Annotated in this window: 7 protein-coding genes; all 7 read right to left on the bottom strand. The window is 56.6% G+C overall.

Annotated features, from left to right (window positions below; translation table 11 throughout):
• Positions 1–41: 41 nt before the first annotated feature.
• Positions 42–12,158 carry a hypothetical protein gene (locus BQ8290_RS04325; RefSeq protein WP_108787945.1) on the bottom strand — a complete coding sequence of 4,039 codons (12,117 nt, stop codon included), beginning with the start codon at positions 12,156–12,158 and terminating at the stop codon, positions 42–44.
• Between the two features lie 14 nt (positions 12,159–12,172).
• A complete protein-coding gene (locus tag BQ8290_RS04330) occupies positions 12,173–14,005 on the bottom strand; it encodes a ShlB/FhaC/HecB family hemolysin secretion/activation protein (RefSeq protein ID WP_337660998.1) in 1,833 nt (610 codons plus the stop codon).
• Positions 14,006–14,022: 17 nt separating this feature from the next.
• Complete coding sequence (locus tag BQ8290_RS04335) at positions 14,023–17,181, bottom strand: CHAT domain-containing protein (RefSeq protein ID WP_108787949.1); 3,159 nt, start codon at positions 17,179–17,181, stop codon at positions 14,023–14,025.
• A gap of 288 nt (positions 17,182–17,469) precedes the next feature.
• A complete protein-coding gene (locus tag BQ8290_RS04340) occupies positions 17,470–18,132 on the bottom strand; it encodes a nitroreductase family protein (RefSeq protein WP_108787951.1) in 663 nt (220 codons plus the stop codon).
• Positions 18,129–18,476, bottom strand: a complete 348-nt coding sequence (locus tag BQ8290_RS04345) for an ADP-ribosylation/crystallin J1 (RefSeq protein WP_108787952.1) — start codon at positions 18,474–18,476, stop codon at positions 18,129–18,131. The genes BQ8290_RS04340 and BQ8290_RS04345 overlap by 4 nt, the downstream gene beginning before the upstream one ends.
• A complete protein-coding gene (gene cobT / locus BQ8290_RS04350; RefSeq protein ID WP_108787954.1) occupies positions 18,473–20,311 on the bottom strand; it encodes a cobaltochelatase subunit CobT in 1,839 nt (612 codons plus the stop codon). Before cobT ends, BQ8290_RS04345 begins: the two co-directional genes overlap by 4 nt.
• 20 nt (positions 20,312–20,331) lie before the next feature.
• The gene (gene fsa, locus BQ8290_RS04355; protein WP_108787956.1) at positions 20,332–20,985 is read right to left on the bottom strand and encodes a fructose-6-phosphate aldolase; all 654 of its coding nucleotides are present in this window, start codon (positions 20,983–20,985) and stop codon (positions 20,332–20,334) included.
• Positions 20,986–21,212 lie beyond the last annotated feature (227 nt).

Raw genomic sequence — 21,212 nt, forward strand, 5'->3', positions numbered from 1 at the left:
CGCCTCTCGGGTCAAGAGATTAGCGTTTGGTCGACGCTATCCTAACTGTCCTCTTCCTCGTCCTCTTCTTCGCTTTCTTCTTCGCCAACCCAAAGATCTTCGTTCCCTGCGCCGGTCACCGGATCATCAATCAACGGATCGGTCTCGAATTGCCCATCTGGGCGCATGTCGATCAATCCGGCCTCGATCGTGCCGACTTGGATCACGTCTCGCGGTTCGATCCCTTCTTCGATCAGGTCGCGTATTTCGATGTCGGATCCACCGGGTGAATCGTCCGGATCGGTCGGTGTTGGCGTGACCGGTGTCGTGGGTGAACACGATGCCGGGTTCGCAATGACGCAACCGTTGATCGTCGAAGTTGGATCAAGGGCGCTGGCCAAGTTCGCCAACGGTATCGTCGAAATGCCGGTGGCACCTGAGATAACTCCGTTGATCACAATCGGTTGCAGAGAACCTGTTCCGCTACCGCTTGAGATGTTCAACGTGTTCACGTCAAATCCGCGTCGTTGATCAAAATCAACGCCGGGAACCGTGTTTTGGATAAACACTTGGCTTGCCGTGGTGGCGATATCCAAGACATCCGCCCGGATTACACCGTCTGGCCGATCCACGCCGTCGCTTTCACCCAACCGGATATCGACGTCCGCGACGCTCAACCCTTGAATGTCGTCAAAGGCCGTATCGGTTGCCGCAATAAAGTCGGTCGCTGCGATGGAGATTTCACCGGCAAGACCGCCATTGGCATCGAACACGAACAAGCCGCCTAGCTCGGTATCGAGCCGGACCAGATTGATCGCATCAATCATCAATGTCGTATCCGCCGTTGCTCCGGTAATCGTCGCGTTGCCGATCACAAACACATCGCCATCCGAATTGAGGATCAACGCGCTAGATTGACCAATATTCTGGCCGGTTGCGCTGGACCCGTCGCCGGCAATGACATTGAGCGTATCGAGGGTAAGGATAGACCCCCCGGTTGAGCCGTCGCTGAAGGCGTTGATGACAATATCACCGCCTGAGAACATCCGACTGAACTCAAAACTGTCGAGCAAGAATGGCGGAGGATTGTCGGTTGAGTCGCCGCCCACGCTAACATCGCCGTTGGTGTTCAGCGTGATCGATTGCGTGCGCGTTGCATCGCCCAAGATACCGTCTGACGTGATGCCGATATCTGCCGATGTGACTTCAATGGATTGCGCCGTTGCGGTGCCGCTCAGGTTAAAGCTGCCGACCGCATCGACGGTCAACGTGCCCACCGCATCAACGGTGTCGTCGATGTCCACGTCACCTTCGGAAACGAGGGTGATGTTTTGGCCCGAACCGGTCACGATGGTCAAATTGCCGTCGTCTGTGACAAGTTCGATGTCGCCGGTTGCAACCGCGCCATTGACCGCCATCGAATTCGCCGCCCGCACCGAAATATCTCCAGCGGTGGCGGTGACATCAACATTCAAATTGTCGCTTGAACTGATGTCGATGGACGTGCCCTCAGCAGTCAACAACCCGCTTAGAACCGCGTCTTCGACAGAGACCACGCCAGTCGCGGAAAGGTTTGCTGTGTCCGCGTCCAGCATTTCAAGCGTGATCGCACCATCGCCCGCGGTCAAATTGGCCGTATCGCCAGCAGAGACCGAAACCCCGCCCAACGCGCCTGCATTGGCCGTGATGGTTGCGTTGCTGCCTGCGTCAATCGAAGTGAATTCAATTGTATCGCCTGTTGCGGTGACAGCGCTGCCTGCTGTTATCGTATCAAGCGATAGATTGACGCCCGTGATAGTGGCGCTGGTAGCAGCGGTCACATCGGACGCATTCACATCCTGTGTTGCCGACAAGGTTACGCCCTGTTGCCCCGTTACCGCGCCGTCAATGTTTAGCGATCCGTCCGTTGCCGTGATCGAAATACCGCCACCAGAAAGCGCGCCAGTTGACACTTCGGTCCCACGAATTTGAGTGATCGTATTGGCGCTGGTGACATTGCCAATTGTGACCGTGCCATCGGCTAGAACGTTGACCTGACCAACGCCTAATGCCCCGGCTAAATCACCCGTGGCGATATCGCCGCCCGATGTCAGCGACAATGTGTCGTCGGTCTCGATTGTCCCGCTGGCGGTGATGTCACTGCCGGCGTTCAACGATATGTTCTGAGCCGATGGTGAACCATCGCGGCGAACAGTGCGCGCCTGAACAAATGTGATCGCGCCTCCGGCGTTTGCGGTGACCGAACCAAAGTTCGTTTCGATAGTGTCAAAGCCGATATCGCCGCCTGCATCGATGTTAAAATTGCCTTGGCTGCTGGCGTCGCCGAACGTGATATCGCCCGTTGCATCCAGGTCAATCGTGCCGCCGCCAAAGCCACCATTGGCCGGGCCGCGGGCAATGATATCGCCCATATCGATCGACGCACCGTTTGCGATAATGTTGCTAGCCGCGTCGATATCGCCAGTAACAATCGGACCATTCACCGCTGTCAATGTAACAACGCCGCCTGCATCGATATCCGAGGTGATGATAGCAGCATCATTGCCGCCACCAATCACAACTGGACCCGAAGACCCGCCGCCGCCCGATGGATCGGGAGAACCGGTCGCCGTCGCGGTGACCGCCCCACCCGCCGTGATCAAATTCACCGAGATAAATTCGGCCAGCAACGTCACGTCGCTATCGGATACGATATCGCCGGGGCCGGTGTTCTTACCAATTAGTCCATTGACCGCCGAAAGCGAGATCGCGTTGGGCGATTGGATCAGGTTGAAGAGAATATCAGTCGCGCTGGTCAAGGAAATCTGATCCGCGATCACATCACCCACTGCGATGCTATCGGCGTCGACCGACACATCGTTGGCAGCGTCAAGATCGCCGCCCAAGACGGCGCCGCCCGCTGCGATATCGATGAAATCGGTGGAGGTCGCGCTGGTGAAGGAGACATCGCCGCCTGCATCCACGCTAAAGCTGCCCCCCGCTGCTTCCAACACGCCAAAACCAACATTACCGGCCGCGGTGAGGTCAATCGCACCGCCGACGCTAACCGCGCCGTTGCCGTCAATATCGCCATCCGTCGCGTTAAGCGTCAGGTTGCCACCGATCGTGCCATTATCAAACGTTACCGAAGCACCCGTGATCGATGTGTCGCCGCCGCTGATCGCGTTAAGAACGCTTGGCGATCCCGATGCCGTAATGGTGATGTCATTCGCGGCATCAACCACCCCGAATGTCGCATCGCCCGCACTTGCATCGGCCGAGACCGAGCCCTGTGAAGTGACATTGCCAATCGCGATCTCTTGCGCGGACAATGCGACATCGCCGTCGCTAACAATGTCGCCGGGGCCCGTATTCGCCGCAATTCGTCCATCGTTTGCCGTTACCAAAATCGAATTGGTTGATTGCAAACGATTGAACAAAATGTCGCTGTCGCTGATCAAATCGATTTGATCGGCGGTCACATCTCCAACCGCGATGGATGAACCGATGACCTGAGCCAGATTATCGGCGTCGATGTTCCCGACATCAATCTGATCGCCTTCGAGTTCGACGTCGAATGCGGATAGATCGCCGCCAAAGATACCGCCGCCGTCGATCGCAATGGTGCCGCCGGCAAAAAGGGAATCGTACCCAATGGATGCGCCGTCGATAAAGATATCACCCGGCACGCTCGCATTGCCCAAAAAGACACCGTTGGCGCTCAAGAAGATGCTGTCTGGCGAAGACGCTTCGCCAATGTCGATGTCACCGCCCGCGAATAGGTCAATATCGGCGGATCCTTGCGAGAATATTCCCGCAACGAAATCACCGTTAACCGAGTAGAAGCCCTCTATGGCACCGCCAACATCGGCAACTTCGGTCAATTCGCCATCGGTGATTATGCCACCAACGATGATAGAATCGCCAACGGTAACTCCGATATCGTTGCTGCTGCTCAGGACCCCTGTTCCCAACAAACTACCGGCAGCATCCACCAAAATCTGATCGGCCGAAATCGAAGCATCGCGCAAATCGACATTGCCGGTGTTGCTGGTGGCGCTGAAAGTGCCGGTTGCGTTCAATTGTGTGTCGATACCGTTTGTGCCCATCACGATATCATTGCGTGTAGTGATCAAGATATCAGTCGCAGTCACTGTGGCTTGCTCAATGAACAAGCCAATGATGTCGTTGTTGCTGCTCTGACCAATTTCGATCCGGCCTGTCGCTTCCATATCGCCTAGGCATGCAAATCCTTCGAGGCATGGACCGGTGAGCAAACCGTCATCATCCGACAAGAAACCAGTGTTGTTTGGCGCATCGCGCACATCAACCTGAATCGATCCGGCGATCAATGTGCTGTCCAGCCCTTCGATCGCATTTCCCTGCAACACAATCGCCGCATCGTTCGCGTTCAATGTGCCATCAATGATCAAGGACGCAATCGGGGTAGACGGGATCGACAACAGGTTTTGTTCGCCGCCTGCATTAAGGATGAGATTCGGCCCATCCTCAAATGGATCAAGTGGATCAATCGCATCAGTTGGATTGTTGGCAGCGGACAGCATTGCGCCCGCTTCGACGATGATATCGTCGCCGGTGTTCACGATAAGTGCGTTGTCCGCCGCTGTTACCGAACCGCTGGCAAAGACTGCATTGCCGCCCGCAGTGATGTTGATATCGGCATAGGATGTGACTTCGCCGGTGATCGTGGCACTGGCAATGTTGTCGAACGAGAATCCTGAACCAAAATCGATAAACCCGGCGCGAACCGTGATACCGCGCAGGTTGCTAACCCCTTGTGGGCCTACAACGGTGGCGTTGTTCAACACAACATTTCCGCCCGAAGTTAAGTCAATGCCTGCGATTGCACGCAAATCGTTGGCCGTAACATTGCCGTCTGCGTTCAGGATCAATTCGATCCCTGCATCAAAGATTGAGCCAGGGCCGGAATTGAATGCTCCGCGAATAAAGACAATCGTTCCTTGCGCAATGTCGACCGAAACCGTGTCAGCGGCATTGTTCGTGTGCGTGACGATCATATCACCGGTCGCATTGAATGTGGCGCTTCCGCCTACCAACAATTGCTGAGTGCCGTCGAAACTAAGCACAATATCGCCGTCTAGCGCATCAAGGATCAAGCTGCCGCCAATATCACCGCCATCAAGAGAGATCGAAGAGCCCGTTAGGGTGACATTGCCGCCGCTGGTGACGCTCTCGACGCTGGGGCTACCTTTGGCGGTGATGTCGATGAATGTGCCCGCGTTCAGCGCGCCAAAGCTTGCATCACCGACGGTTGCATTAGCGGTGATTGAACCGTCGCTGTCAATATCGCCCAGGTCGATGTCTTCGGCGATCAGATCAACGGCTCCACCGCTGTCAATGTCCCCTTCGCCGGGTGTCGTCGCGCCGATGGTGCCATTGATGGCGCTAAGGGTGATCGCATTGGGCGAGACCAGCCCGTTAAAGCGCAGATCGCCCGCGGCCGTCAGATCGATATTATTCGCTTCCAATGTGCCGATGGCAATGTTGGCGGCAGATGTGAAATCGGCCGTACCACCAACCAGAATTGAGCCCAGTCCAGTTACATCGCCAGCCGATGACGTGACAGTCAAATTGCCGCCCACATCGCCGCTATCAATGTTGACCGATGCGCCAGTGATCGCGGTGCTGAGCGCAGAGACTGCATTACCGACATTGGCTGCATCAATGGCAGTGATGTTAACGCCTTGGTTGTTCGATTGCGCAGATCCAATATCAATCGAAGTTGCGTCAATAGTGACCGAACTCAGCGCCCCTTGGCCAACAAAGTCGCCCCCAGTCAGCGCGCCTCCAACAACGATGTCCAGCAATCCATTCGTAGTTGCTCCATCGATATCGGCATTGCCATCAACACCGACAGACAGACCCGGGCTGGTTGTGCCTGCGAACAAGAGACCCGAACTCAGATCACCGCCCACATTGATCGACAGATTGCCGCCCGCATTCACATCACCAATGGTGAGGTTATCACCCGAGGTGATTCCAATGGATGCCGACGCGTCCGCCGACGCGATATCCGCCTCTGCCGCCGAATTGATGGTGATAATGCCTTGCGACACATCCAGCGCACCGGTCGCGATCCCGCCTGTGTCCGTGGTAAGAACGATGTTGGCCACTTCGCGCGTCGTGATATCGCCAACATCAATCTGGGACGCGTTAAACGTAACTTGAGAATCCGCCTCCAAATCGCCGCCCAAAATTTGATCGGCATCGATTTGAATCAAACGGTCTGAATCGAGGTTGGTGTAAGAGGCCGTTCCGCCAGCAGTGATACGCAGATCTGCGGTGCCACCTGTGGTCGTCACCGAATCCACTGTGAAGTCATCTTGGGCGTTGGCGACAAACGATCCGGTGTCGGCCGTGCCAAGTTCAATGCTTCCAGCGGAATCCAGATCGGCCGTGGCCGAAGTGGTCAGGGTATCGACCACCAAATCACCGACAGACGTCGTCAAATTGGTGATAAATCCAGCATTGATCGTGCCGATATCAATCGCGCCGCCATTGATCGTCACAAGGCCGATCGCGTTCGCGCTATTGTCAACGGTATCAACTGTAATCGTTCCGCCTGCGTCAATATTTACAAACTGAGCCGACAAGACCTGACCACCAGTAACATCGTCGCCAGCATCAACGTCAACATTTCCTGTGGTGCTGATCAAGGTGCCGAATGTAATATTTTCGGTCGCAACCAAATCGATCGCATCAAGCACATTTGCCGCGCTAATCGTGCCCGTCGATGTGCCTGTAATCGACCCATTGGTCGCGGTCAGATCAACCGTGCGCGTCGTTGTTATATTGTCGTAAGAGATATTCTCAGCCGTGATGGAAACGGCCTGTGTTGAATTGATATTGCCGTTGTCCAACGCACTGAAATCGCCAAGCGCCACAGCAGTGAACGTCGTGCCAACATCGATTGAATTGATGCCGTCTGCCTGATCCTGATGATCAACGTTCATGTTGCCGGATGAGGTTAGCGAAACCGCCCCTGTCACCACAATTTGGCCATCGCCTTCGAATGTAAACTCGATATCGCCAGACACATCCGCGGTCAGATCGCCATCCACGGTGATTGCGTCACTCTCGGATGCAATCGTGATCAAACCGGTACCGGCTGCGGTGTCCCCGGTCGCATCGATGGAAAGGTCGTTGACCTGAATTCCGGCTGGATCATCGGACAAATCGCGAATGGTCACTTGACCGCCGCCACCAATTCCTTGGGGGGCAGACCGTGTCCCTTCACCGCCCGTGCCATTGGCAAGGACTGAGACATTGCCCAGGATGATTTGCCCATCGACGCCGAGGGCTTCGATCAATGGCGTGCCGCCAATGCCGATCCCGCCGCTTGCGCCTAAACCGGACGGTCCGCCTACATCGTTGTCACCGGCATCACCCGCAGCGGCGCCGCCGCCTTGCGCGATCAAAGTGACATCGGAAATTGTAATTGTACCGCCGTCGGCCCGCAGCAATGGTGATCCACCAATGCCGCCGCCGCCAACGCCGCCATCACCGGCAGCGGTTGCTCTTGAAAAGGCTTCACCGCCTTCGCCGCCAAGGCCACCAGAACCAATCGCCGACAAAACCATTGGGCCAGAGCCGCTGGATATCGTTACATTCGCCCCCGAAGTCGCAATTATTCCAACCGCACCAGCCGTTCCTGTGCCGCCAGCGCCACCATCGCCGGACACGGATGTGAGTGGGACATTGGAGCTGCCAGGGCGTCCCGTAAAGAAGCCGAAATTGCCGCCGCCATTTCCGCCCGCGCCGCCCGATGAATCGGTGTTGAAGGAGAAGGCATCAGCGTCGATCACAATGTCGGCGTTGTCGCTAACTACAATGGTTGCCGATCCGCCTGTTGCATTGCCGCCTGCGCCACCGTCGCCGCCGTCGCGTTCATCGTCAAAGCTGATAGAGCCTTGCTGACCCTCACCGCCGGTTGCGCCCGCAGCGATTGTCATCACATTGTTTGCTTGGAAATTGGCATCACTGCCTGCGATGGCCAATTGTGCGTCGCCGCCTTCGGCCTCTCCGCCATCAGCACCCGCCGAAACCAATTGCCCGTCGATAAAGCCGCCCGCGCCGCCGACTGCACCTGCATCGATCAACAGTTGATCAAACACAACGGAAACATTGTTGATCAGCAAATCGGCCGAACCGCCAAGGCCCATGCCGCCGATGCCGCCGGCTGCGCCCTGTCCACCTGCGCCGCCAACGCCGCGCGAAATGACGCTGTAATTCTTTGCGTCGGCGTCGTCTTGATTAAGGGAGACGATTGCCGATCCGCCTGTACCAACACCGCCCGCGCCGCCATTGCCTACCGCGTCGCCGGTGCCGCTGCCAAAGCTGCTGCCGCCGATGCCGCCCAGTCCGCTGGCGTTCACAGTCAACGTACCAAAGGAAAGATCACCGGCCGTGTCATTGAACAACGCATCGCCACCGGTTGCATCACCACCATCGCCGCCGCCCATATCGGGATTGCCGGAGAAGCTCGCATCGGAATCGCCGCCTTCACCGCCAAAGGCTTGCGTGGAGACAACCACATCTTGCGCACTGATATTGGCGGTACCGATCAGGTTGAAGACCGCGTTCCCGCCAACCGAAGAACCGCCATTTCCGCCGGCCGATCCGAAACCGTTTCCACCGTCACCACCGATAATCCGACCGGATGTGCTTTCGCGGTTTCCGGTCGCTTCTACCGACAATGTGCCGGTAACACTCAGATCACCAGACAGGGCGTTAAAGGTAGCCGTGCCACCCGTTGCTGAACCGCCGTCGCCAGCATTTCTGTCGTTGTTGCCGTTGCCAAATGCCCCGTCGCCGCCAATGCCGCTTGCCGTGACGGTCAAATTGTCGACAGAGGCATCGCCGCCATCAATGTTGAAAGTAACCTGTCCGCCGACACCCTCACCGCCATCACCGATCGTGAACAATCCGTTTGAAGCGATCGAACCATCAGACAACTCGCCACCAGGTCCACCCTCACCGTCTGATGAAACGGTGATATCAACCGCAGTTAACGTTCCGCCAAGGACATTGAAGTTGGTTTGCCCACCCGTCCCGGTGCTTCCGTCGCCAGAGAAGAATGTGTTTAACACCTCTCCATCAAACTCAAACGAGCCATCGGTGCCGGCATCAATGTCGACAAAGCTCAAATTGCCTGTGCTGCCTTGGACGGTGATATCGACTGTACCGCCAATCCCTTCGCCTGACTCGCCGAGATCATTCACGCCCGAAAAGGCAAAGCCGTTTGCATTGAGCCGCAGATTATCGCCGAAACTGATCGTACCGTCATCGGCAAGAATGGTGATCGTGCCGCCGCGTCCGATCCCAGCGCCGGAATCATCTTCCACCGCGCCCCCGGTTCCATTGGCGTTGAGGCTGCTTGCCCCATCAAATTCGAGCGTGCCGCCATTGGTCGCCAAGAGCGTCAGCCTACCGCCTTCGAAATCGGTTCCCTGACCGCTACCGCCTCCAAAAAAGCCATCGCGGCGCGCTTGGACATTCAAGTCCAACCCGTCTGCCGAAAGCAAGCCATTATCGGTCGAAATCCCGACTTCGGCACCGCGGGTTAACACGCCGAGTGCACCGCCCTCTGTTAGAGCGTCTATTCTCAATTCGCCACCAATGACAAGGCCGCCGCCATTGCTTGCGTTGGCATCCACGACGGAAATTTCCACGGCGTCGCTGCGGGATGCGACGACATCGCCAAACGCTTCTCCGGTGATCGACACGTCACCGGTAACGGTTAGCAATGCACCCGCATTTTCTACCGTGATCGACGTAAGTCCGCGATTTGCACGGCCCGAAGGCGTTTCCAACGTGTCTCCGCCAAGGAATGCGTTGGCCGCCTCTGTCGAACCGCCGACTCCTATAGACCCTAAAGTGTGTGATCCCCCGGTTACAGCAAGAGTGAAGTCACCAGCTGTCGCATCGTTGGATTGGGCGGTGAGATCACCGTCTCCGCGGGTTGCTTCTGCACCAACAAGAACAAACAATTCATCGGCATTAAGCGAGCCGTCGATCAGGTTGATCGTGACATTGCCACCGGTCGAATCGCTTCCTTCTGTCGCGATGGTCTCATCGTCGAGGGTGCCTGCGTTCCGTCCAAGCGCGTCAATGATCAAATCGCCTGTGATATCAGCAAAGCCACCGTCTATATTGAACGTCACATCGCCGCCCGTTGACGATCCATGACGACCAAATCCGCGCCCGCCGTTGGCGCTAACATCGACATCCAAATTTCCACCAACAACAAAAATGCCGTCGTCGGTGATATCGATGGTTACGTCTCCGCCAAACCCATCTGTTCCATTCAAGCTGCCGCCGTTGTTGGAAACCAGAAGAGTGTCATCCAGCCCGCTGCCCGACGCATCGATGTTTAACGATCCGCCAACACTCAAAGTGCCTCCGAATAAGGCGTTCGTAGAGCCAGTCTGGTTTACATTGACGTTGACGGTGCCGCCATTGCCTCGCCCGTCATGCGCAGTGATATCGAGAAAGCCGCTAACATCAATGAGGCCTTCACGCGTTACATTCACATCAACGCTGTCGCCGGCGGTCAGGCTCAGATTGGTGATATCCGCGCCGCTGCCATCGACAATGACGCTATCGGCGGCGTTGGTAACGCCAGCTTGGAGCGTGATGGAACCTTCTGCAAAAACATCAGTGTCGCTGGTGAATTCAACGTTTTCAATCGTAACATTGCCGGCGGGGCCACCATCCACGGTCGTGTCGACATTGTTGGAAGCAATATCGACAAATCCAAGGCCGGAGATGAAGACATTGTTCGACTCGCGCTCAACGTTGTTCCCGGTCGTCAGGATCACACGGCCATTGGAGATTGAGGCCGACGCCGCAGCATCGTATCCGACCGAACCGCCCACCAGCATCGAAATCGCATCGTTTTTTGGAACCGCGACGAAATAGATCGCCTGTTCATCGGTGACACCGGTCGACGATGCGCCCCCGGTCGAACCTGTTTCGCTGTGTACAATGCCGTTCGCATCTTCAGTGCCAACGGCAACAGAAATATCAAACAAACCATTATCAATCGTCATCGTCGCCTGTTCAGCGGCGACATAGGCAATCGATCCATCCGCGGTCACTGTGCCGTTTTGTTCGATCCGTGGCGCGACCAATGCGATGTAGGAATCCGGATTGTTGGCGCGCAATGAAGCCCCGCCAGCAATAACGATCGACGATGCGCTGTCCGATGTTCCGGTAAACGTCACATCGAATGCGCCGTTGTTCACATCGGCGGGATCAATATCGCTTGTGGTAAGAAGCAGGCTGCCGACATTGAAGCTTCCGGTATCGCCCACGATGATGCCACCGGCGCTGTAGAACCAGATGTTTCCGCCGGCCGAGCTGCCTCCGAATACCGATGAATTGATGTCACCATCGATGCGGATCGCGCTGTCAAAACCGGGCGTCATCACACGGTTGAGCACGGTGTAATCCGATAGGGACGAGGTGAAATCTAAAACTCCACCCGCGCCAAGGAACGTGACTTCGCCGCCCGAAGAGCCTGCGTCAAACGTGGTCCAATTAATGATTGCGGCATCGGCCAAAACATTGACCTGATCGCTAGAGGTGCCGGGGTTAAAATCAATTTGAACGTCATCAAAGACTGCAAAGGCGCGGACATTGTTTCCGGCTACACCCGGTTCAGCGATGATCGCGCGTTCAACCGAATTGCTCTGCAAGCTGACCTGAGGCCCGGTTGGAACGATCAGCGACGGGTCGATTTGCACTGTTGGAATCGTCGGCGCTTCACCCACGGTCACTTGCGTTTGAATTGGTGCAGCAAGGCTGCCGCCCAAATTCGGTTGGAGTGCGGGAGTCGGTTGCTGAGTTTGAGGAAGCGGGCGAACCGTTTGCACACCGGGAAGATCGGCAGGAACTTCGCGCATCGCACCACCGCGACCGACATTGCGCCCTCTTGATCCCGCGCGCCGCGCTTCAAATCGATCTTGCGCGGTGACCTGAACACCCGATGCCGATGAACCCGGTGCGGCTTGCGCATAAGCGGGGGTCGCTCCGGTCGAAAGCGCCACCGCGCCAGCGATAACGGACGCGCTGCCCATCCAGAGGTTACGCGCCATCGATCGCTTCGAGTTTTGCGGGGCAACAGGCTGAGTGATTTGAGGGTTGTTCATCATCATTTTCTCCCGCTGGTTCAATTGAACCACGGCTCCAATTGCACGGTCAGCGAAACAAGCGCGCGGACGCTACCCTTGCTTGTGGCAAAGTCAGTTTGTTCAAGCGGAACTGCGACTGTCACATCCAAGACCGCCTGGCGGCCGATCGACATGCGCATCCCGCCCCCGGTCGAAAACAACCGGTCGGTGTCGTCGGGAACATTGTTCACCGACACTTGGGCAAGGTCGAAAAATACAAATGGCTGAACCGCGCCAGAATCCGCCGTTTCGGGTACAAGCGACCCATAAAACAGCTCAAATTGCGCGCCAAAGCCGGTGTCGCCGATAATCGCACCGGGATCGTATCCCCGCCCGATTGTGAAGTTACCGCCTGAAAACTGCTCATATCCCAACAAAGCGTCAGGCGAATATTGGAAGCGGGTCCGAACGCTCATACCAAACAGCGGCGTTGGGCGGTATGTCACGCCCGCTTCGCCGCGCACGAGAAAGCCGCTGGGGTCGGCATCAAGCCGGCTTGGCGGGATAAATCCGGGGTTCAGGCAATTGACGAAGCCCACCCCGCAAGATGGGCTGGCCCCCAACGCATCAACGCCTTGTCGCACTTCGAGTGTGGCGTGATACGCGATCTTGGGCTCGATTGCGGAATAGCCATCGCGGCCATTGATGCTGGCTTCGTCGGAGCCCCAAAAATCAGCCCGCGCAAAGGCAACCCGCAAACTGTCCTCGGTAAAGTCCAAGCCGGTGAACTCGACTTCTTGGTCGATAAAATCACCGCCTGCCGACAATGTCAGGTTTTGCGCCTGTGACCGGATCAACGGATATCGCGCATAGGCGGAACCAATAAAGGTCTGCGTCTCGAACACATTCGGTCCGGGAATGTCCGGCTCTGTAAAAGCCAAAGTCCCTGAAAGACCCAATGTAAGCCCCTCTGATCCGACGCGAAATTCATGGTAAGCCGAAGCGACGAACTGTTCATCGAAATCCTGCGCGGAATAGACGCTGACCATGGTTTCATCGCCAAGACCCGTGATCCCATTGATCCGCACCCGGGCCAAACCACCAAATCGCCCGATTTGGTTGGAGCCGTAATTCTGAATGTTGGTATCCACGATGATCGATTGATTGGTGACGTCAAACACACCCACAACATCGCCCGGCTGGCCGCCTTGTTCACGCGGTAGCGGTTGCAGAGTTAGCCTGACATCAAGGCCGGGAATGTCCCGCGCCAAAAGCAGGTACCGTTCCGCTTCGCCGGCGTTAAAAACCTCTTGCCCTTCCAATTGCGACAAGACGTTTTGCAACGCGCCCGAGGAACGCCCAGCATCGCCGCGCACTTGCACTTGCCGAATGCGAGCCAGCAACACGTCAAATTTAACGGTTCCCTCGCCAATGGTCTGCACAGGCACTTGAACAGCGGCAAGGTATCCTTGCGCGCGCAATATGGTGGCCGCGCGATCGCGAATTTCGCAAATCTCCGCCACTTGAATCTCTTGCCCAACAAGGTCCGACCAACTGCCATTGAGCAATGACGCGTCAATCGCGCCAAGGCCGCTGAATTCAGCATCGGAGAACGTGAAGGTTAGGTCTGCAAATTGGGGAGCAGAAAGCGGGCATGTCGCACGTTCCACTTCGCTGGCAACGGAAACGGGATTAGCATCACCGCGCAATTCCGCTTCGATTTCTGGTCGCTGCAATTCCTCGCGCGTTGGGGCGATCGTGCCTTGCGCTTTCGCCGCACTGGGCACAGCGACAAAGGGCAATGCCAAGGCAATTGCGCCAAAGGCGAAAATCGCGCGTTTCAACGGTGACAATGCGGTTGATCGAAAGCCGACTGATTGAAAGATATTCATTTTCATTCCTGTCGCGGTCATTGCGCGGCGCCTCTATTCATCATGGACCCGCCGTTTGCGGGGTTCGCCATGGCTATATTCGTGCTTTCGCCAGCCGACCTGGGCTCGGCCAAAAGCGGACGCGCGGAATCGCCGATGACCGCAAAACCGGCCCAATAATATGGGTGCGATGTCTCGACATCATCCATCAACAATTGCCGCGATTGCGACAAAGCAGAACCGATCGTTTCGGTCCGGCCCCGTTTGAACATTTCCGACATCAACCGTTCGGTGGCGGCAAAGTCATCCGGCGCGGGCCAATGGCTGGCCATCACGGCGCGGCCACCCGCTCCGATAAATGCACGAACCAATCCTTCGAGTTCGGTTCCACCCCCGCTTGAGACACCCGCTGCACGGGTGGCCTCGACGCTAGCAGCCCCAGCGGTGTCGCATGCAGACAGGATTACGAGGTCGGCATCGAGGTCGAGTTCGAAGATCTCTTCAAAACTCAACAAACCATCTGAACCGGTGTCGCCGAATGATGTCACCAATGCCGGTTTCGCTGGGCAATTTGGGTTGGGCGGCGTGACCAATCCGTGTGTAGCAAAGTGCAGGACACGGTAGTTGTTGAGGTCGTCCTTTGCTTTGATCTCATCATCGCTGAAATTCGCATTCGTAATGACAAGGGATTGATCCATTCCGATCAAATTTGCGGCGGTCGACAATTCGCGCGCATCGATCGGATTGTTCCATTGGCTAACCGGCCAATAGCAGTCCGCCAACGCATCCGCACTTTCTCCGGTAAAGGACGCGGGGTAGCTTTCCCCAATCGGCGTGTTTTCACCCAGACCAAGATATTGCTGTGTCGCCGCGGACCGCTCCACCTTGCGCGATTGGACAAAGGCTTCGGCGGAAACCGCCGTGCTGACCATGCGGCCACGCCCAAGCCAATTGACCCCCCTGAAATCGTATTCATCGGCGTCAGGTTGTGAAAGGCGCCCCTCATACAAGGCCACAGAAACATCATCCGCGACCAGCAAATCCACCGGAAGACGCAACATCGCCCCGTCGGGTTCAAAGATCACATGGTTGGCCGATGCGATTTCGCCGGCAATGGGCTCAAATAGTTTTTCGTAAAGGCCACGCGCCGTCGCGATGTCGAACGGATAGGTCGCGTACTCCCCTCCTTCAAAGATCGAGATCGTGTCGCGGAGAATATCGACCTGCTCTTCGAGGTCGGCCGCGGACATATCCACCCGGTACGCTTTTGCTGTGTTCTGATCGGCGTAGAACATGAAGACGTCTTCGCTGACGATGGCTATGCGGGCGTACACTTCGCCCGGACGCATAACCGCCCGAAATTCATCGAGTTCAAGCGACGATGGCGCAACCGCGCGATATTGGGGGTAAGCGTTCAATTGCACCTGGGTGCTAACCTGAGAGCGTTCAAACGCAATGATTTGATCCGACAATTCGGCCATCTGCGCGCGCACCGCAGCGGTTTGCGGTCCGTTGCCCAACGCTTCGAAACGGATCCGTGATCGTTCAATCTCACGCCCCAGATCGATCGATTGTCGGAACAAACGCGACGCTTCGTCTGAATTGGCGCTCAATCGCCGGGCAAGGATCGCCTGTGTTTCGGCAACACCAGGGCGGATCAAGACTTGGGTGGCGCGGAAAAATGCCTCCGCCGCAGCTGGGTCGCTTTCCACACGGGATGCCAGTTCGCGGTAATATGGGTTCAATTGGTTCGCAAAACCGGTGATTGCATTCCGCTTACCCACGGCGCGTTCAACCACTTTGCCGTAAAGTTCCATGGCCTCATCGTCGCGCCCTTGGCGCAGTAGGAACGAAGCCAACCGTGCTTCTTGCGCGCTAACCGCACGCCGTTCGGGATATTGCGCCTGAAGCAGCGACAATCCGTTGCGCAAATACGCTTCGGCATCACCAATCGAGCCACGCCGTTCAGCAATAAGCGCAAGGTCCGCAAGCACTTGAGAGCGCAACCTCGTAATCGATGTCACACGGCCATCACGCACCGCGATCGCCTGTGAATAGGCGTTGATCAAGTCGACACGACCGCCATCCAGATCGCCGTTGATGCGTTTCGCCGTGCCTCGGATTTGCAACGCCTGCGCGTCAATAATCTGTGCTCGTTCTTCTACCGTTAGGCTCAATTCATCGACGATCCCAAACAGGAAACCTGTGGCCTGTTCCCGGTTCAACCGTTCTGAAATCGGCAAGGTGATTGATAGCGCGCCATCAACGTTTGTGGCGCCGGTCGCGCCGCCTTCCAATTCTTGATTGAGGCGATCGATCGCTTCGATATCGAATCCTTGGTTGAGAAGGTGGATTGCCTCGAAATTGCGCAAAAGACGCGCTGTGATCGGATCATCGCCGCCAAAATCTGCGGCCTGCGCAAACAAGCGGTTGGCAACGCTAAATTCGCCCAAATTGCTTTTTTGGAGGGCGCGATTTACGAAGAATTCGCCTGGGTTTATGGCGGAATCCGCATCCCCCTCCAACCGTTGCTGCAAAGATTCAAAATAGGCTGCAGCTTCGGCGTATTCACCCGCCAGATTGCGGCGATACCCTTCGGCTAATGCCTGTTCGGGTTTCAACGTTTCGGCTTGAACACGAGCAAAGGACAGCGGGTCGGCCACCGATGTTGAGGCGACATCGATTGTACCGTTGGCTATCGCATTGTTCACCACCGATCGCAGCGCCAACACGGTTGCATCGTCATAGGCAGTGAAGCCTTCCGCATAGAACGTCAGATCAGCTGATCGAGCGGTGATTTGGCTCCAGCTTAAGTCGCTGTCATCGACCCGGCATTCTTGCTTTTGCGAGCCTGATACGGGTCCCGGAACGGTCGCTGCAGAAGAGGGGCAGGTTACAGCAAAGCGCCGCGCGTCGCGCACCGCGTTCTTGGCGGTGCTATCGAATGTTTCGAACGCAAAAATCTCTGCGATTGGCTGCGCGTTGTCGCGGCAAACGACCGCCCAACGTCGATCAAAAATCCCTTGCTTCGCCGGGTTCGCGATGCTGCGATCTTGCACTTGGCACAAAATGCCATCGCCATCGCCGATCGGGAAACTGTCGCGGATTAAGACCGAGCCGGTTTGCGCCGAGGCCGACGTCAAACACACCGCCGACACCACAAACGCCGTAGAAATTGCTGCAGTCAAACGTCCCACAGGCGTTCCCCCTTACCTAATGGACAGATCATCAAAGCGGAGCGGTTGCTCCTATGTGGAGGATTTTTGGTCCCCATTGCTCGATAATGGTTCTACGCGCAGCGAGGGACGGTCAATAGTACATAATGGACAGAATCCGATTGCCGTCCCCATTTGGGTCAAGAAAAAACCGTTATATTTCAGTGAGAATGCGCATTTTGCAACGACTCCGCCTGGGGGAATGGCAAAGCCTCATTGTCCGCAAGGCTTTGCGGAGCGTTCGTGCGAATCGATCTTACGATCGAGATGTCATTCCCAACCTAGGAACGTCACCTGATCATCCAAAGCCACGCGTTCGCGGTCATAGGTGTTGAGCGGCGCTTCCGGGTCACGGTACCCAATCGCCATGCCGCAAAACAGCATATAGCGATCATGATCGAGGCCCAGATGGTCGCGGATCACATTGGCATAGAGCGCCATATATTCCTGAAAACAGCTATCCAGCCCTTCTTCGCGCAGCAGCAGCGCCACGGTTTGAAGCCACATGCCCGTGTCCGACCATTGCGGTTCCTTCATCAGGCGCGGGAAGTATGTGAACATAACGGCGGGCGCGTCAAAGCTGGTGGCGTTGCGCATCATCGCTTTCATCCGCCCCTCGCCATCGTCGCGCGCAATGCCCATCGCGCCGAACATCCCCTTGGACACTCCATTAAGCCGCTGTTTGTAGGCATCTTCCGTGCCCGGCGCGGTCCAATCATACTCGGCCTGTTGCGGAGGGGTGGTGGTGATCTTTGCCTGAAGGTCCTTGAGCGACTGCCCCGTGACCACAGCCGCTTCCCAAGGTTGAAAATTGCAACCCGATGCCGCCCAACGCGCTGTGTCGAGCACCCGGCGGATGGTTTCGAGCTCAACCGACTGATCGGTGAAGGCGCGGACGGATCGGCGGCTGGTGACGGCTTCGGTTACGTTCATTCTGGAAATGTCCTCACAACTTCGATTTGACCGACAATCGCTGCATTGAAATCACTGAGTTCTTCGGCCGGGATCCAATATTCGAGATGCTCCCGCCCACCTGCCTCTTGTATGTCGTACTTATCGAGGAACGACTTGCGCACTTCAAACTTGGTTACAAAACCCGATCCGCTCGCGGGGACGTTCCAGTCACGCGCGATTTTTACCGCGTATTCCTCGGTAGTCACAGGGTAGAAAATTGGCTGCTCAGGGAGACGAGGAGGATAGGCTCGCCAATCAGTATCCTTGATTAGCTTCAGTTCTTCAGGGCCGACCGGACGCCAGAGAGTGACAGTTTCAGTCATCGCCGCCCCGTACCCTTTTCATCCTCAAACAACTCAGCAAGCTGTTCCATAATCGTGCCGCCGAGTTGTTCGACATCCATAATCGTCACCGCGCGCCTGTAATAGCGCGTCACATCGTGGCCGATACCAATCGCAACCAATTGTACGGGCGATGCTTTCTCAATCCATTCGATCACACCGCGAAGGTGCGCTTCAAGATAGCCGGCGCTGTTGACTGAAAGCGTGCTGTCATCGACCGGCGCGCCGTCGGAGATTACCATCAAAATGCGGCGTTCTTCGGGTCGGTAGACAAGGCGGCTGTGCGCCCAAAGGAGCGCTTCGCCGTCGATGTTTTCCTTGAGCAATCCTTCACGCATCATCAGGCCAAGATTTCGGCGCGCGCGGCGCCAAGGCTCATCCGCTTGCTTATAGATGATATGGCGCAGATCGTTGAGGCGGCCCGGCCCTTGAGGCTTGCCATCGGCCAACCATGCTTCGCGGCTTTGCCCGCCCTTCCAAGCGCGGGTGGTAAAGCCGAGAATTTCGGTCTTTACCCCGCAGCGTTCCAGAGTGCGCGCAAGGATATCCGCGCTGATCGCAGCCATGGAAATCGGGCGGCCCCGCATAGACCCAGAATTGTCGATCAAAAGGGTCACGACAGTGTCTTTGAAATCGACATCGCGTTCGACTTTGTACGACAAGGCCGTGCCCGGCGAGACGACGACGCGCGACAGACGAGCGGCGTCCAAAACGCCCTCTTCCTGATCGAAATCCCAGCTGCGGTTTTGCTGCGCCATCAAACGGCGTTGCAGTCGGTTTGCCAGCCGGGTGACCACCCCTTGAAGGCCCGTTAGCTGGCTGTCGAGATAGGCGCGCAACCGATCCAATTCTTCTGCGTCGCACAACTCAACCGCTTCGACTTCTTCGTCAAATTTCTCGGTGAAGGCGGTGTAATCTAGGCCGTCAGGAATGTCGGCGTTCGGGCGGTTGGGCCGCACGGGCGCGTCGGAGGCATCGCCTTCCTCGCCTGGCTCACCATCCTGCATATCTTCGTCGGCGGCCAACTCATTGTCGGCTTCGCCCTCGCCATCGCCTTCGGCCATGTCGCCTGCAACTTCGCTGGATTGCGGATCGGCGTCGCCTTCCTGTTGCTCATCACCGGACTGATCGTCCTGTTCGCCGTCATCGTCGTCGGAATCATCGCTGTCGGTTTCGTCCGGGGTATCGGTCGGCCGGGTCAAATCGAGATCGCGCAAAATGTCCAAAGTGAGTTTTTGAAAGGCTTCTTGATCGCCAAGGTTTTCCCCCAAGGCGGAGAAATCGCTGCCCACTTTGTCTTCGATGAATTCACGGACCAAATCTACGCCCGCTTGCGCTTTGTCCGGGATCGCTTCGCCGGTTAATTTTTCACGCAGCATCAAGGACAGAGCCGTTTGCAGCGGCACTTCGGATGAGTTTTGCGCTCGCACAATCGCATCGCCGGTGGTGCGCAACTCCGTTGCAGCATCTAGGTTCGATTTGATCCCATCAAACCGGTTGGCGCCCAACGCTTCGTAGCGGACCTGTTCGATCGCGTCGTAACATGCACGGGCAATCGGTTCCGGCGGCGCGGCTACTGCATGAATCCCCGCATTGTGATGGCGTAGTTTGAGGGCAAAACTATCGGCAAAGCCGCGCGCTTCGGTGACCTGCTCCGCCGGCAAATCGCGCGCCGGCAATGGCACGCGAAACCGGTTACCCGATGCGCCCGGCACATCTGCGCTCCACGCGACTTCGACCTCTGCGTCACGCGCAATAGCACGCGACGCCCCGGTCAGAGCCTGTTTGAACGTATCAAGAGGAGATTCTTCAGCCATTGCCCTGCCAAGTGTCGGATTTAGACGATCGACTGACCGGTCTTCGCCCAATCGGCCATGAACGCTTCGATCCCTTTGTCGGTCAAAACATGTTTGAACAATCCAAGGATCACTTTGGGTGGGGCGGTGATGACGTCTGCGCCAATCTTTGCGCTTTCCAAAATGTGCGTCGTGTGTCGAATGCTCGCGACGAGGATTTCGGTGTCGTAGAGGTAATTGTCATAGATCAGACGAATGTCTTCGATCAGGTCCATCCCGTCAAAGCCATTGTCATCATGCCGACCAACGAACGGTGAGATGAAGGTTGCGCCCGCTTTGGCCGCCAACAACGCTTGGTTGGCGGAGAAGCACAAAGTGACATTGACCATTGTGCCATCACTGGTCAGCGCCTTGCACGTTTTCAATCCATCAACGGTCAACGGCACTTTGATGCAGACATTATCCGCGATCTTGCGCAGGACTTCGGCCTCTTTCATCATCGTTTCATGGTCAAGCGCTACCACTTCTGCGGAGACCGGCCCATCAACCAAACCACAGATTTCTTTGGTGACTTCCATGAAATCCCGACCCGATTTGTGGATCAGCGAAGGATTGGTGGTCACGCCATCAAGCAAGCCTGTGCTGGCCAGTTCTTTGATGTCGTCAATCTCTGCAGTGTCGACGAAGAATTTCATGCGGATGTCTCTCCCGTTGTGCGAATGATTCGCTTGGCCAACGAAATGGCACAGCGGCGCGTTGGAGGCCAGATGCCTGCCTTCTTCTAAGATGCCTGTCCCCTGCTAAAAAGGCGACCATCAAAAATGTTCCCAATTAGCCGACCTTTGGGCACACGCGGTGCCTGCGCAATCGATCCCCGAACAAGGGGTCAGGATCGATCCGTTCAAACGACCAACGGTATTCT

Source organism: Erythrobacter sp. Alg231-14 (assembly GCF_900149685.1).
Classification (GTDB): domain Bacteria; phylum Pseudomonadota; class Alphaproteobacteria; order Sphingomonadales; family Sphingomonadaceae; genus Erythrobacter.

Excerpts from the sequence above, each read along its gene's own strand:
- BQ8290_RS04325 (WP_108787945.1), bottom strand. The coding sequence starts at position 12,158 with ATGATGATGAACAACCCTCAAATCACTCAGCCTGTTGCCCCGCAAAAC.
- BQ8290_RS04330 (WP_337660998.1), bottom strand. The coding sequence starts at position 14,005 with ATGAATATCTTTCAATCAGTCGGCTTTCGATCAACCGCATTGTCACCG.
- BQ8290_RS04340 (WP_108787951.1), bottom strand. The coding sequence starts at position 18,132 with ATGAACGTAACCGAAGCCGTCACCAGCCGCCGATCCGTCCGCGCCTTC.
- BQ8290_RS04345 (WP_108787952.1), bottom strand. The coding sequence starts at position 18,476 with ATGACTGAAACTGTCACTCTCTGGCGTCCGGTCGGCCCTGAAGAACTG.
- cobT (WP_108787954.1), bottom strand. The coding sequence starts at position 20,311 with ATGGCTGAAGAATCTCCTCTTGATACGTTCAAACAGGCTCTGACCGGG.
- fsa (WP_108787956.1), bottom strand. The coding sequence starts at position 20,985 with ATGAAATTCTTCGTCGACACTGCAGAGATTGACGACATCAAAGAACTG.